This window comes from Ancalomicrobiaceae bacterium S20 (assembly GCA_040269895.1).
GTDB lineage: Bacteria > Pseudomonadota > Alphaproteobacteria > Rhizobiales > Ancalomicrobiaceae > Methyloraptor > Methyloraptor flagellatus.
In genome coordinates this window covers 3,186,375-3,199,710 of sequence record CP158568.1, presented here as the reverse complement: position 1 = coordinate 3,199,710, position 13,336 = coordinate 3,186,375, and the positions used below count along the sequence as shown (strand labels likewise).

The window sequence follows — 13,336 nt, the reverse complement described above, 5'->3', positions numbered from 1 at the left end:
TGTGTGCGGTGCAACGGACGTAAATGCGATCCGCTGCCGTCCAGCCCGAGATCTGCGCTTGAGCCCAAACAAAGGCGGCGCCGGCTCTCGCCGACGCCGCTTCAGGCGAAACTGCATGGAGACCGGTGCCTGTCAGGCGAAGTCGTCGTCGTCGCCGCCGCCGAAATCGTCCGACGCGACATCGTAGCCGCTGTCGGAAATGCTGCCGCCGGTGTCGAAGCCGCCCTGGCCGCCGCGGCTGTCGGCGAGGCCGAACGGTCCCGAGCCCGGATCGGCCCGGTCATAGACCGGAATATGCTCGATGATCGTCTCCTGCACGACCGGCGCGGCCATCGCCGAGCCGCCGAACATGCCGCCGGAGTGACCGCCGAACAGGCCCTTCACCGCCTCGAAGGCGAACATGCCGCCCGCGACGCCGGCCGCGGTGCGCATGGCACTGCCGAGGAAGGAACCGCCCTGACCCTGGCCGCCGCCGAAGAAGCCGCCGCCCTGGCCCTGGTTCGGCATACCCTGGCTCGGCATCTGGCCATAGCCGGGGTCCTGCTGCGGTGCCGATCCCCACGGGCCGCGCTGCGGCTGGGGCGGCGCGTAGCCCTGTTGGCCGTAGCCGCCCTGCGGGATCGGCGGCACCGAGCCGGCCGGCGCATAGCCCTGTGCAGGCGCCTGCCCCGGACCTGGGCCGAACAGGCCGCCGGACCGGTTCCGGTCGGCGAGCTGCTGTTCGAGCTCGGCGATGCGCTTCTCGCGCTCGCCGCGGTCCTGCATCAGCGCGGTCCGCTCCTGGTCGAGCGCCACGATGGCGCGCACCAGACCGAGCCCGGCGTCGGGATTGTCCTTCAGTTCCGTCTCGACCGCGCGCTGCGCGTCCGGGTCGCGCGGCGGCGGGCCCATGGCCTTCAGCCGCTCGAACACGTCGCGGATGATCTTGGCTTCCTCTGGCGTCATGACGATCGTTCCTGAACCGCGCGCGAAGATGAGCGCGCGATCGGAAAGGTGGGTTGCCGCTGTGACGGAAACAAGACGAAGCGCCGATCGCGCGCGAAAACAGCCGCGATCAAGGTTGCCGAGGCGATTTTTGTCAGTTGAATGTCAGATCGCGTTCCGAAAATGCTTCGAGAGCTTCAGGCCCTGCGCCTGATAGTTCGAGCCGATATCCTGGCCGTAAAGCCGTTCCGGGCGTTCGGACATCGCCTCGTAGACCAGCCGGCCGATGATCTGGCCGTGATCGAGGATGAACGGGACCTCGTGGCTGCGCACTTCCAGTACCGCGCGTGAACCGGCGCCGCCGGCGGCCGAATGGCCGAAGCCGGGATCGAAGAAGCCGGCGTAGTGGACGCGGAACTCGCCGACCAGCGGGTCGAACGGCACCATCTCGGCCGCGTAGTCGGGCGGCACGTGCACGGCCTCGCGGCTGACCAGGATATAGAACTCGTCCGGATCGAGGATCAGGCTGCGCCGACCGCGACCGTCGATCGGCTCCCAGAAGTCGAGCACGTCGAGCCCGGCCTTGCGGTCGACGTCGACCACGGCGGTGTGGCGCTTGGCCCGGTAGCCGACCAGCCCGTCGACGCCTTCGAGATCGATCGACAGCGACAGGCCGTCGTGCAGCACCGGCACGCCGTCGACGATCGCCTCGCGCGCATGCAGCGCCGACAGCGCGACGTCGTCGAGCCGGGCGTCGCCGCAGCGGAACCGGATCTGCGACAGCCGCGAGCCGGCGCGAACCAGCACGGGGAAGGTGCGCGGGCTGATCTCGATATAGAGCGGGCCGTGGTAGCCGGCCGGAATCGTGTCGAAGGCGCGCGCCTTGTCGACGATGACGCGCGTGAACACGTCGAGCCGCCCGGTCGAGCTCTTCGGATTGGCCGAGGCCGACATGCCGGCGGGCAGGGCGAGGCTCTCCAGCACCGGCACGATGTAGACGCAGCCCGTCTCCAGCACGGCACCGGTCGAGAGATCGATCTCGTGCAGCGTCAGGTCGCGGACCTTGTCGGCGACCGACAGGCCCGGACCGGGCAGGAAGCTCGCCCGCACGCGATAGGCGACCCGGCCGAGGCGCAGGTCGACGCTCGCCGGCTGGATCTGGTCGGCGTCGAAGGCGCGTTCGGCGCTGATGCCGCCGGCCTCGGCCAAGGCCTTGATCTGCTGAACCGCCAGAATGCCCGGCACGGCCCCCGGCATTGTCGTCGCCATCTCGTCGTCGCCCCCGATCGGGCCCGAACGGCCCGCGCATGCTTCCTAGCCCATTCCGGAGGCGTGCGGAAGATTTCGGCGGGGCGGGAGAGCATTGTCGCGACAGAAGCGCGGAAAACCGCGCCTGCGCCGCTCGAGCCTCGCCGCGGCTCGGCCTTGGCGATGCCGGGCCCGCGGATTTCGGGGTTGCGCTCCCGGCTTCAAGGCTTAGAAAGCGAGCGCGCCGGCTTGCCGCGCGCCCGCCGCCGACCGGCGGAGGACCGCCCGCCGCGTCGTCGTCGGGCGCCGTCCGCTGAACACGATCCGTCAGCCGGGGCCGAGGCCGTCCGCTGGCGGAGACGATGCACCGACGGGGAGAGATCATGTTGCCCAAGCGAGCGACCGGACGACGGTCGATCGAAGACGCCATCGTCGCCACGCGCATCCGGACCGAGGTCTGCGCCGGGGGCTCGGTGCGCTCGTTCGACGCCGAGGGCCTGCGCTGGCTTCTGGTGGCCGACCTCTGCCGGGTCTGCGGGCTGCACCTGCAGCCGAATGGCGGCGTCAACGTCACCCATGCGGTCCGCGGCATCGCGCCGGAGCATCTGGCGACCGCGCGGCTCGAGACCGAGCCGGGCACGCTGAAGCCCTTCACCAAGATGCTCTGCATTCCCGCCGACCGGCTCGATCTGCTGGTCGGCCCGGATGTGGCGCGCGCCTTGTTCAAGGCAGCCGAGCGCGCCGCCTGATTGACAGGTGCGCCGGGCAGGTTTATCGGACGATTTCATTCCGTGGTCATTTGAGCCGGCCGGCTTGCAGCCACGTTAAACAAGTTGCTAAAGAGGCCGGAGACGGGTGAACCCGGCTCGGCGCCTCTTTGCCGGCCGGGTTTTTTGTTGCCGGGCGCCCGCGTGTTGCGAGACGCCCGGTCGTCAGGATCGGCCCTGGCCCGCGGACGGGCGACGGGCCTGCCGTCGGAGACTGTCATGACCGCCCGCAAGACCCGCCGCCTCGCCACCGAACTCGTGCACGGCGGGACGCTCCGTTCCCAGTTCGCCGAGACGTCGGAAGCGCTGTTCCTGACCCAAGGCTATGTCTACGCCTCGGCGGAAGAGGCCGAGGCGCGCTTCAACAACACCTCGCCGGGCTACCAGTACTCGCGCTTCTCGAACCCGACCGTGACCATGTTCGAGGAGCGCATGGCGCTGCTCGAGGGTTCGGAAGTGGCGCGGGCGACCGCGACCGGCATGGCGGCGGTGACGGCGGCGATCATGAGCCAGCTCTCGGCGGGTGATCATGTGGTCGCGGCCAAGGCGCTGTTCGGCTCCTGCCGCTACATCGTCGAGGATCTGTGTCCGCGTTTCGGCATCGCCGCGACGCTGGTCGACGGCGCCGATCTCGAACAGTGGCGCGCCGCTGTGCGCGACAACACCAAGGCCTTCTTCCTCGAAAGCCCGACCAACCCGACGCTCGAGGTCTACGACATCGCCGCGATCGCCGCGATCGCCCATGACGCCGGCGCCAAGCTCGTGGTCGACAATGTCTTCGCGACGCCGATCTTCCAGTCGCCGCTCGCGCTCGGCGCCGATGTGGTTGTCTACTCGGCGACCAAGCACATCGATGGCCAGGGCCGCTGTCTCGGTGGCGTCGTCTGCTGCTCGCAGGATTTCCTCGAACGCCATCTGCAGGTGTTCATCCGCCAGACCGGCCCGTCGCTGAGCCCGTTCAACGCCTGGGTCATGCTGAAGGGCCTGGAGACGCTCGAACTGCGCGTCACGCGCCAGGCCGAGAACGCCGCCCGCCTTGCCGATGCGATCGCCGGCCATCCGGCCGTGACCCGCGTCATCTATCCGGGCCGCGCCGACCACCCGCAGGCCGAGATCGTCGCCCGCCAGATGCGCGGCGGCTCGAGCCTGATCGCCTTCGAGGTCGCCGGCGGCAAGGCCGGCGCCTTCGCGGTCGCCAATGGCCTCGAGGTGATCCGGATCTCGAACAACCTCGGCGATGCCAAGAGCCTGATCACGCATCCGGCCACCACCACGCATCAGCGGCTGAAGCCGGAGCAGCGCGCCGAACTCGGCATCTCCGACGGCCTGCTGCGCCTTTCGGTCGGCCTCGAGGACGGTCTCGACCTGATCGACGATCTCACCGGCGCGCTCGAGCGCGCCACGCCGGCGCGCGCCGCCGAGTAGAACCTTATGGCGCCGATCGGGGGGCCCCGGTCGGCGACCTTCGTGCCCGCCATGAGCCTTCGCCACGGAAGCGTCGAGCGGCCGTTGCGAGGGTTCATGCAATTTTAGCGCGTTTTCGATTTCAATGCAGTCAACCCTGTGTTAGCGCGGATCGACGGCGCTCCGAAGGCGCGATATTGGCAGCTATGACAATCCACTCGCATGTGGATAGCGGTCCCTCGGTGCATACCATTGTCGAGAGTGGGCGGAGATCGGTTGGCAGAACGACCGAATATGAGCGATACTGATCAGGACACATTCCGCGCAGGAGATGCTTGAGGTGAAGGCCACCGGACGATAATCGACGCCCAACGATCACCTCCTCGTCCCCGCTCCCGAGGTTTGCTTCGACGAGCTGGCGATGTCGCTTCGCACTCCACCCGCGAAAGAACCCATGTACGAATCGGTCACTCACGCCGTCCGTGTCGTCGTTACGCCGACCTTCGTGATGGAGAAGTCGGAACCCGAGGATTCGCGCTGGTTCTGGTCCTATCGGGTCGAGATCACCAACTTCCGCCCCGAAGCCATAACGCTTCGGTCGCGGCACTGGGTGATCACGGACGGCCTCGGGCGGGTCCAGGAGGTTCGCGGGCCGGGCGTGGTCGGCGAAGAGCCGCGCATCGCGTCCGGCGCCACGTTCGAATACACCTCCGGTTGCCCGCTCGGCACGCCGTCCGGCTTCATGGTCGGCAGCTATCGGATGCAGGGCGAGGACGGCGCCTTTTTCGAGGTCGCGATTCCGGCTTTTTCGCTCGACACGCCGGATGTACGGCGCGTCGTCAACTGATCGCGGCTGCTTGTCAGAGGCGCCGATAGCGCACGCGGGCGCTGCGCTCGATCGCCGCCGTGACCAGCGGATCGAGGTTGAAGGCGTCGCGTATCTCTTCGAGAAACCGGAGTTCCTCCTGCTCCGCGACGGTATCGGCCGCCGCCACCTCGACCACCAGCGCGTAGGCGGTCTCGAGCAGGCGCTCGGGCAGCGCCGCCTTGGCGGCCGCCAGGATCTGGTCGATCCCGTCGGTGCCGCGCAGCAGCTCCGCGGTGCGGGTCGCGACCGCCGGCAGCCCCTTGCGATCGAAGCCTTCGAACACCGGCGCCTTGTCGACCAGATGGCCGATCGCCTCGAGCTCGATGTCGGTCATCGCCCGATCGGCCACCGAGACCGTCACCATCAGGTGGATCAGCGCTTCATGCGGCGTGAACGACTTCGGCATCGGTGACCTCGGTTGTGGAAGGGGGAAGGCGTGCCGGCGGAGACCGACTTCGGTGGTACGGGCGGGGTGCGGCTGCCGAAGCGGCAGGCGCGTTTCGAGATCCTTGACCTAGGCATTTGCAGCGCGCGAGGCAAGCCCGTACCGGCTTGAGCCTTCCGGTGTCGCCATGGCAGGGGCGGTCCGCGCGATCTCCGGCCGATTCCGCTTTTCCTCCGGCGATTACCGCACTAGTGTCCGGCGCCGCGAGCAACCGTCGCGCGGGATCGCCCCCGACGGCCTCGATCATTGCCAACGAAGGACCTCATTCGATGACTGCGCGCGTACCCCAAGCTCTCGACCTCGCCCCCGCGCTGATCGAGGCTGCGGGCAAGTCGAAAGCCTGGCCTTTCGAGGAGGCGCGCAAGCTCGTGGCCCGGCTTGAGAAGACGCCGAAGGACGAGGTTTTGTTCGAGACCGGCTACGGCCCCTCGGGCCTGCCGCACATCGGCACCTTCGGCGAGGTCGCGCGCACCTCGATGGTGCGCCATGCCTTCCGCGTCCTGACGGGCGACACGGTCAAGACCAAGCTCCTGTGCTTCTCCGACGACATGGACGGGCTGCGCAAGGTGCCGGACAATGTGCCGAACCGCGAGATGATGACCTCGCATCTCGGCAAGCCGTTGACCCGCGTGCCGGACCCGTTCTCGAACGAATATCCGAGCTTCGCCCATCACAACAATGCCCGGCTGCGCCGCTTCCTGGACGCCTTCGGCTTCGACTACGAATTCGCCTCGGCGACCGAGTACTACACCTCGGGCCGTTTCGACGCGACGCTGCTCACTGTGCTGGAGCGCTTCGAGCAGGTGATGGCGGTGATGCTGCCGACGCTCGGCGAGGAGCGTCGGGCGACCTATTCGCCGTTCCTGCCGATCCACCCGAAGACCGGCGTGGTGATGCAGGTCGCGGTCGAGGAGCGCAACCTCGCCGCCGGCACGATCGTCTGGCGCGACCCGGCGACGGGCGAGCGCTTCGAGACGCCGGTGACCGGCGGCGGCGCCAAGCTGCAGTGGAAGCCGGATTGGGGCATGCGCTGGGCCGCGCTCGGCGTCGACTACGAGATGGCCGGCAAGGACCTGATCGACTCGGTCAAGCTGTCGAGCAAGATCTGTGCGATCATCGGCGGCCGCCCGCCGGAAGGCTTCAATTACGAACTGTTCCTCGACGAGAACGGCCAGAAGATCTCCAAGTCGAAGGGCAACGGCCTGACCATCGACGAATGGCTGACCTATGCCTCGCCGGAGAGCCTGGCGCTGTTCATGTTCCGCGAGCCGAAGGCGGCCAAGAAGCTCTATTTCGACGTGATCCCGCGCAACGTCGACGAATACGACCAGTTCCTCGACGCCTTCGATCGCCAGCCGGTCGAGCAGCAGCTCGGCAACCCGGTCTGGCACATCCACGGCGGCGAGCCGCCGAAGGTCGAGAAGGTCGCCGGCCAGGCCGTGCCCTTCTCGATGCTGCTCAATCTGGTCTCGGCCTCGAACGCCGAGAACCCGGCGGTGCTCTGGGGCTTCCTGTCGCGCTACGCGCCGGGCGCCAATGCCGAGACGCACCCGCATCTCGACCGGCTGGTCGGCTACGCGATCCGCTACTTCCGTGACTTCGTGAAGCCGAACAAGACCTTCCGCGCCCCGACCGAGGTCGAGCGCGCGGCGCTGGTCGCTCTCGATGCCGCCCTCGGCGGGCTTCCCGCCAATGCCGCGTCGGACGAGATCCAGACGGTGGTCTACGATGTCGGCCGCACCCATGTGCCCGACACGAAGAAGCTCGGCCCCGATGGCCGTCCGGGCGTCGCCCAAGAGTTCTTCGCCGCCCTCTATCAGATCCTGCTCGGCCAGGAACGTGGTCCGCGGTTCGGCTCCTTCGTGGCGCTCTACGGCATCGCCGAGACGCGCGCGCTGATCGCCGAAGCGCTTGCCGGCCGCCTCGCCGCGGCCTGAGCCGTCCGTCCGGCAGGGCGGTCGGCCAGCGCGTGAATGGCCCTGTCAAAAGGCAAAGCGTGATCCGGTCGTCCGATCGGATCACGCGCTACGGCGTGACCGTCGGTTTCGGTGCCGCGGCGTCCCGGCTCGCCAGCGAGGGGCCGGCTCCCACGGTTGTTCGGTCACGCCATCGAGCGGCAGGCCGGGCATCGGCGCGACCACGCCGGCGCTGGTCTGCGGTGCGACCGAAGGCACGTCGAGCGCGAAGGCGCCGCGCCTGTGTTCGCGTGCATCGGCCTCGGCCTCGGCGAGATCAGGCGTCCCGGCATAGGCCCAGCCCTGCCGGACCATCCACTCCGAGACATCCTGGGCACCCAACCGGCAGAGCCCGACCGTGGTGCCGTCCTTGATCCCGTCGGGGAGCACGCACGCCGGCGAGCGGCCGCGCATCAGGAGCCGCAGCGCGACTGTCGCCTGACGGCCGCAGGGCCATTCGACGCCCGCGGCGGTCCGACAGGTCTGGTCGGTGTCGATCGGCCGGAGCCCGGCGAGTTTGACACGCAAGGCGCCGCTGCGCAGCGTTACGCCGTCCTCGACGATCGCGAGCCGTAACACGTGCGGCACCTCCGGATCGCGACGCTTCGCCGGCGCTGTCTCGGCCGCGCCTGCCGCGCTTGCGGGCTTCGGCGGATCGATGCGCACCAAGGGGCCGGTCGGCTGGACGAGACGGGTCATGCCCGGCGCGGTCACATCGCGGACGACCGCCACCGGGGCGGGTGCCGGGGCGGCGGCTGACGAAGGCACTGAGGAAGGCGTCGAGGAGGGCGCGGGGAAGGTGATGGTGATGGGCTCGGCCTGGCGTTCGCTCCGGCGGAGGGGCCGACCGTGCCGCTGGCGGCCTGCGCAGCCGCGATCACCGGCGCGGATGCAGGTGTCACGGTCGCCGGGGCGGGCGCTTTCGCTGCTGCTGGCGAAGCGGCTGCCTCCGGGCGCCGACCGCCGTGGGCGGGGGCCGGACCGGCGCCGGGTGCGCTCGAGACGGCGACATTGGCCAGTGCTGGGAAGGGCACGGGCGGCGGCTCCGCGGCCGGCGGTGCTTCCGACACGGCGTGCGCACCGCCTGTTGGGACGGCGGCAGCTGCACGCAGCGGACCCGGTACCTCCGACAAGTCTTCCGCGGGCGGGGTATCGGCCGCCGATGCAGGCGATGCGGCCGTGGGTCTCGGCACCAGGGGCTCGGAGGCCGCGGCGATCGGACCGGGCGCTGCCGCAGCCGTCGCGCCGAACGCCCGCGCCGTCGATCGTTCGATCGCCGGCCCGGGTTCGCCGCCCCGCAGAATTCTGAGCAGGGAGGCGACGGAAATCTCCGGCAGGCCGTGGCGCCAGACGTCCGCGATCACCATCGCGGCGATCACGACGGCGGCTGCGCCAAAAACCGTCGCGGCCAGCCGGCCGATCCGACCCAGCATCGACAAGGGGCTCCGATTCGTCTCTCGATGTCGGGAGCCTGACGGGCGGCGGCGGACGGGTCAACCCGTACCGAGGCTCATTGGCTGGCCCAGACGATGCGCGCCATCCAGACCACCTCGCGCATGTCGATCGTGTGACGCGGCCCATCCTCGCCGATCGGCTCGACTTCGGCGGTCTTGGCGTCGCGCCGGATGAAGGCGTAGGCCGCCAGCGCGCCGTCCGCGGTCAGCACCAGCACGCGGTCGCCATGACAGGGCGACAGCTGCGGCGCGACGATCAGCGTGTCCCCCTGGCGGTAGAACGGTCGCAGCGCGTCGGTTTCGACCGCGATCGCGTAGAGCGGCGCGCGTGCCGTGTCCGACAGGAAAGCGGCCGGCGGCGGCAGCATGCCCGCCAGGCCATCCTCGGCGAAGCCGTCATGATGTGGCACGAGCATCTTCGGCCGCGCCGTCTCGGGACGGATTTCGCCCAGATAGAAGCCGAAGCTGCCGCCGATCGCATCGAGGACCTTGAGGATCGAGGGTGTCGACGGCCAGCGCAGGCGGCCGTCGGAGGTGCGGCGCTTGGACTTGTTGAACGTGGTCGAGTCGAGCCCGGCGCGTCGCGCGAGGGCGGACGGCGTGAGACCGTGGCGGGCGGCGATCGCGTCGATCGTCGCCCAGACTCTCGCATGATCCGCGCTCGTGCGGTCGTTGGCCACGCTTTCCTCCAGGACGCCGTCGCCGGGCGAATATCGTCTCCGCCGGCGCGGCATTCTGACCAAGCTCCGACACAAAGCGCAAGCTTCGGTTGCGCCCGGACCACTTGCGTTGCCGATCGGACGTGGCCGCTTGCCGCCGCGCGTCGCCGCCGTTAAGGGTGGCCGCGCAGGCGAGGAGGTTGGCATGGCCCGGCTCATCTACAAGATCGCACCGCGGACCCTGTGGCAGGTCGCGGAAGCGCGCGGCGTGTTCGACGGCGCACCGGTCGATCACGCCGACGGCTACATCCACTTCTCCACCGCCGAGCAGGCGATCGAGACGGCGGCCAAGCACTTCGCCGGTGAGACCGACCTCGTGCTGGTCGCGGTCGACGCGGCCGCCCTCGGCGAGGCGCTGAAGTGGGAGGTGTCGCGCGGCGGCGCGCTGTTCCCGCATCTCTACGCGCCCCTGCCGCTCGGCGCGGTGGTCTCGGTCGTCGATCTGCCGCTCGGGCCCGACGGTCGTCACGTGTTTCCGGAGTTCGCCCAGTGATCGATCTCTACGGCCTCGCCCGGCCCTTCATCTTCTCGCTCGATCCGGAGAAGGCGCATGGCGCCTCGGTCCGCGCGCTTGCGGCCGGTCTGGTGCCGACCTGCCCGGCCGATGCCGACCCGCGCCTGCGTGTCGAGCTGTTCGGCCTCACGTTCCCGAACCCGGTCAGGCTCGCCGCCGGCTACGACAAGAACGGCGAGGTGCCGGACGACGTGCTGCGGCTCGGCTTCGGCTTCACCGAGGTCGGCACCGTGACGCCGAGGCCGCAGGACGGCAACCCGAAGCCGCGCATGTTCCGGCTCGTCGCCGATCAGGGCGTCATCAACCGGCTCGGCTTCAACAACGCCGGCCACGCCGCGCTGCGGGAGCGTCTCGTCGCCCGCCGCGGCCGGCCCGGCATCGTCGGCGTCAACATCGGCGCCAACAAGGACAGCGACGACCGCATCGCCGACTATGTCGCCGGCATCCGCGCCTTCGCCGATCTCGCCGCCTATTTCACCGTCAACGTCTCCTCGCCCAACACGCCGGGCCTGCGCGACCTGCAGGCGCGGGCGGCGCTCGCCGATTTGCTCGGCCGCGTGCTCGCCGAACGTGATGCGATCGCCGCGAGCGGCGGCCGGCGCGTGCCGGTCCTGCTCAAGATCGCGCCCGACATCGACGACGGCGGCCTCGACGACATCGCCGCCGAAGCGCTCGACCGGGCCGTCGACGGTCTGATCGTCTCCAACACCACGCTGTCGCGCGACGGCCTGCGCGACGTCTCCCGGGCGAAGGAAGCCGGCGGGCTCTCCGGCCGGCCGCTGTTCCGCCGCTCGACCATCGTGCTCGCCAAGATGCGCAAGCGCGTCGGCGCGCGCCTGCCGATCGTCGGCGTCGGCGGCATCGATTCCGGCGAGGCCGCCTTCACCAAGATTGCGGCGGGCGCCGATCTCGTGCAGCTCTATTCGGGCATGGTCTATGCCGGTCCGGGCCTGCCCGGCCGCATCCTCGGCCATCTGTCGCGCCGCCTGGCGCGCGAAGGCGTCGCGTCGATCCGCGAAGTGGTCGGCACCGCGGTCGACAGCTGGGCGACCGCGACGCCCTGACGGGTGTCCACTCGGCGGGCGTCCAATCGGGCGGCGCCGCGTCACCCGATTGCCACGGCGGCGCGGAAAGCCGCGGATAGGCCTTGGTTTGCCACGGGTTTAACCGATAAGGTCCGTTCGTTCCGCCGGATCCGAGCCAACCGGACTAAGCCCGATGCTGCTCTACCTTCCGATCGCCGAGCTGCCGGTCAACATCTTCGTGCTGTTCGGCATGGGGGCGGCGGTCGGGTTCCTCTCGGGCATGTTCGGCGTCGGCGGCGGCTTTCTGCTGACGCCGCTGCTCGTGTTCTCCGGCATCTCGCCGGCAGTCGCGGTCGCCAGTGTCTCGAGCCAGCTCGTCGCCTCGTCGGCCTCCGGAACGCTGACCTACTGGCGCAAGAAGTCGATCGACTGGAAGCTCGCGGCCGTGCTGGTCGTCGGCGGCCTTCTTGGCTCGCTCCTCGGCGTCCTGGTGTTCGGCCGGCTGCGTCAGCTCGGCCAGCTCGATCTGGTGATCGGCATTTGCTACGTCGTCTTCCTGGGCGCGGTCGGCGCGCTGATGCTGATCGAGGCCATCGGCGCGATCTGGCGGCTGAAGCGGACCACGCCGCCGCCGCTGAAGAAGCTCCGCCAGCACGGCTGGGTGCATAAGCTGCCGTTCAAGCTGCGCTTCCAGAAGTCGCGGCTCTATATATCGGCCGTGCCGGTGGTGGCGCTCGGCACCGTGATCGGCTTCCTCGGCACCCTGCTCGGCATCGGCGGCGGCTTCCTGATCGTGCCGGCGCTGATCTATCTGCTCAAGGTGCCGACCAATGTCGTGATCGGCACCTCGCTCGTGCAGATGGTCGCAACCATGGCCTTCGCGACCGTGCTGCAGGCGGTGACCAACCATACCGTCGATATCGTGCTGGCGATGATCCTGATGGTCGGCGGCGTCATCGGCGCGCAGTTCGGCGCGCAGGTCGGCATGCGCCTGCGCGGCGAGCACTTGCGCGCGCTGCTCGGGCTTCTGATCCTGTCGGTCGGCGTGCGCTTCCTGATCGATCTGGTGATCACGCCGTCGGAGCTCTACTCGTTCCACACGATCGCGGGGGGGCCATGACGGGGGCCGAAACCGCCGCGTGGGGCTCCGGCCGGTTGCGCTCGCGCGTGGTGGGCGGCCTGCTCGCGCTCGCGAGCCTCGCCGCGCCGGCCGAGGCCGAGACGCTGGTCACGGCGACCTCGACCAACACGGTCACGATCAACTCGAACTTCACCGGCACCGACATCACCGTGTTCGGCACGATCGAGCGCGACACCGCGACCGTGTCGCGGGCGCGCGGCTATGACGTCGCCATCGTGCTGACCGGGCCGGCGGAGACGGTCGTCACCCGCCGCAAGGAGCGCTCGCTCGGCATCTGGGTCAACCGTGCCAACCGGACCTATCCGGGCGTGCCGAGCTTCTACGCCGCGCTAACGACCGTGCCCTTCGCCGAGCTGGCCGACGCGGCCGTGTTGAAACGGCTGCAGATCGGCACGCCGAACCTCCGCTTCGTCGAGCGCGTCGCCGGTGGGACCGAGCCGGTGGCGGACGACGACGAGTTTCGTACCGCATTCCTGCGCCTGAAGACCCGCGCCGGGCTCTATACCGACTATGCGGGCGGCACCAAGTTCATCGCCTCGAACCTGTTCCGCGCCGTGGTGCCGATCCCGGCCAACGTGCCGGTCGGCCGCTATCACTTGCGCGTCGCGCTGCTCTCGGCCGGCGCGCCGCTGACCGAGACGGCGATGGAGCTCGAGGTGGTCAAGGCTGGCTTCGAACAGGAGATGGCCGACCTGTCGAGCCATTTCCCGCTCGTCTACGGCATCGGCGCGGTGATCGTCGCCCTGTTCACCGGCTGGATCGCCGGTGTGGTGTTCCGCCGCGATTGACGGTTTCGGTTCCCGACCCGGCTCTCGCCACACAACCGTCCGCACTCGGGCGCATCATCAAGAAGAACCACCCGCGAAGCGATC

At 69.4% G+C, this 13,336-nt stretch carries 13 protein-coding genes and 1 riboswitch; of the genes, 8 read left to right on the top strand and 5 right to left on the bottom strand.

The window, feature by feature from the left end; all coding sequences use genetic code 11:
* Positions 1–132 precede the first annotated feature (132 nt).
* Both ABS361_14565 and ABS361_14560 read right to left on the bottom strand, forming a co-directional pair.
* The gene (locus ABS361_14565) at positions 133–945 is read right to left on the bottom strand and encodes a DUF2076 domain-containing protein (GenBank protein XBY43313.1); all 813 of its coding nucleotides are present in this window, start codon (positions 943–945) and stop codon (positions 133–135) included.
* A 144-nt stretch (positions 946–1,089) separates the two neighbouring features.
* Positions 1,090–2,193 (bottom strand): 2'-deoxycytidine 5'-triphosphate deaminase, encoded by a 1,104-nt coding sequence (locus ABS361_14560; GenBank protein ID XBY43312.1) that lies wholly within the window; start codon positions 2,191–2,193, stop codon positions 1,090–1,092.
* Between the two features lie 362 nt (positions 2,194–2,555).
* Here ABS361_14560 and ABS361_14555 point away from each other — a divergent pair, with 362 nt between their 5' ends.
* The 3 genes from ABS361_14555 (at position 2,556) to apaG (ending at position 5,190) form a co-directional block, all read left to right on the top strand.
* Positions 2,556–2,921: a hypothetical protein gene (locus ABS361_14555; protein XBY43311.1), complete on the top strand. Its 366-nt coding sequence runs from the start codon at positions 2,556–2,558 to the stop codon at positions 2,919–2,921.
* 32 nt (positions 2,922–2,953) lie between these two features.
* Positions 2,954–3,033, top strand: a riboswitch (SAM riboswitch).
* Positions 3,034–3,158: 125 nt separating this feature from the next.
* Positions 3,159–4,364 carry an O-succinylhomoserine sulfhydrylase gene (locus ABS361_14550; protein XBY43310.1) on the top strand — a complete coding sequence of 402 codons (1,206 nt, stop codon included), beginning with the start codon at positions 3,159–3,161 and terminating at the stop codon, positions 4,362–4,364.
* 433 nt (positions 4,365–4,797) lie between these two features.
* On the top strand, positions 4,798–5,190 hold the full coding sequence (gene apaG / locus ABS361_14545; protein ID XBY43309.1) for a Co2+/Mg2+ efflux protein ApaG: 393 nt from the start codon (positions 4,798–4,800) through the stop codon (positions 5,188–5,190).
* A gap of 13 nt (positions 5,191–5,203) precedes the next feature.
* Here apaG and ABS361_14540 read toward each other — a convergent pair whose 3' ends face one another.
* Complete coding sequence (locus ABS361_14540; GenBank protein ID XBY43308.1) at positions 5,204–5,617, bottom strand: tellurite resistance TerB family protein; 414 nt, start codon at positions 5,615–5,617, stop codon at positions 5,204–5,206.
* A gap of 308 nt (positions 5,618–5,925) precedes the next feature.
* Here ABS361_14540 and ABS361_14535 point away from each other — a divergent pair, with 308 nt between their 5' ends.
* Positions 5,926–7,593: a lysine--tRNA ligase gene (locus tag ABS361_14535; protein XBY43307.1), complete on the top strand. Its 1,668-nt coding sequence runs from the start codon at positions 5,926–5,928 to the stop codon at positions 7,591–7,593.
* 81 nt (positions 7,594–7,674) lie between these two features.
* On the opposite strand, the gene ABS361_14530 is transcribed toward ABS361_14535, so the two are convergent.
* Both ABS361_14530 and ABS361_14525 read right to left on the bottom strand, forming a co-directional pair.
* Positions 7,675–8,310, bottom strand: coding sequence for a thermonuclease family protein (locus tag ABS361_14530; protein ID XBY43306.1), 636 nt, complete (start codon positions 8,308–8,310; stop codon positions 7,675–7,677).
* An 811-nt stretch (positions 8,311–9,121) separates the two neighbouring features.
* Positions 9,122–9,745, bottom strand: coding sequence for a S24 family peptidase (locus ABS361_14525; protein XBY43305.1), 624 nt, complete (start codon positions 9,743–9,745; stop codon positions 9,122–9,124).
* A gap of 184 nt (positions 9,746–9,929) precedes the next feature.
* On the opposite strand from ABS361_14525, the gene ABS361_14520 reads away from it, so the two are divergent.
* The 4 genes from ABS361_14520 (at position 9,930) to ABS361_14505 (ending at position 13,252) form a co-directional block, all read left to right on the top strand.
* Positions 9,930–10,277 (top strand): DUF952 domain-containing protein, encoded by a 348-nt coding sequence (locus ABS361_14520; protein XBY43304.1) that lies wholly within the window; start codon positions 9,930–9,932, stop codon positions 10,275–10,277.
* On the top strand, positions 10,274–11,362 hold the full coding sequence (locus ABS361_14515) for a quinone-dependent dihydroorotate dehydrogenase (GenBank protein XBY43303.1): 1,089 nt from the start codon (positions 10,274–10,276) through the stop codon (positions 11,360–11,362). The genes ABS361_14520 and ABS361_14515 overlap by 4 nt, the downstream gene beginning before the upstream one ends.
* Positions 11,363–11,516: 154 nt before the next feature.
* Positions 11,517–12,443, top strand: coding sequence for a sulfite exporter TauE/SafE family protein (locus tag ABS361_14510; GenBank protein ID XBY43302.1), 927 nt, complete (start codon positions 11,517–11,519; stop codon positions 12,441–12,443).
* The gene (locus ABS361_14505) at positions 12,440–13,252 is read left to right on the top strand and encodes a TIGR02186 family protein (GenBank protein ID XBY43301.1); all 813 of its coding nucleotides are present in this window, start codon (positions 12,440–12,442) and stop codon (positions 13,250–13,252) included. The genes ABS361_14510 and ABS361_14505 overlap by 4 nt, the downstream gene beginning before the upstream one ends.
* The last annotated feature ends 84 nt before the right edge of the window (positions 13,253–13,336 follow it).

What these genes read in the sequence shown, in the direction of transcription:
- ABS361_14530 (XBY43306.1), bottom strand. Translation starts at nt 8,310, where the DNA reads ATGACCCGTCTCGTCCAGCCGACCGGCCCCTTGGTGCGCATCGATCCG.
- ABS361_14505 (XBY43301.1), top strand. Translation starts at nt 12,440, where the DNA reads ATGACGGGGGCCGAAACCGCCGCGTGGGGCTCCGGCCGGTTGCGCTCG.
- ABS361_14520 (XBY43304.1), top strand. Translation starts at nt 9,930, where the DNA reads ATGGCCCGGCTCATCTACAAGATCGCACCGCGGACCCTGTGGCAGGTC.
- ABS361_14560 (XBY43312.1), bottom strand. Translation starts at nt 2,193, where the DNA reads ATGGCGACGACAATGCCGGGGGCCGTGCCGGGCATTCTGGCGGTTCAG.
- ABS361_14540 (XBY43308.1), bottom strand. Translation starts at nt 5,617, where the DNA reads ATGCCGAAGTCGTTCACGCCGCATGAAGCGCTGATCCACCTGATGGTG.
- ABS361_14510 (XBY43302.1), top strand. Translation starts at nt 11,517, where the DNA reads ATGCTGCTCTACCTTCCGATCGCCGAGCTGCCGGTCAACATCTTCGTG.
- ABS361_14565 (XBY43313.1), bottom strand. Translation starts at nt 945, where the DNA reads ATGACGCCAGAGGAAGCCAAGATCATCCGCGACGTGTTCGAGCGGCTG.
- ABS361_14555 (XBY43311.1), top strand. Translation starts at nt 2,556, where the DNA reads ATGTTGCCCAAGCGAGCGACCGGACGACGGTCGATCGAAGACGCCATC.
- ABS361_14550 (XBY43310.1), top strand. Translation starts at nt 3,159, where the DNA reads ATGACCGCCCGCAAGACCCGCCGCCTCGCCACCGAACTCGTGCACGGC.
- apaG (XBY43309.1), top strand. Translation starts at nt 4,798, where the DNA reads ATGTACGAATCGGTCACTCACGCCGTCCGTGTCGTCGTTACGCCGACC.
- ABS361_14535 (XBY43307.1), top strand. Translation starts at nt 5,926, where the DNA reads ATGACTGCGCGCGTACCCCAAGCTCTCGACCTCGCCCCCGCGCTGATC.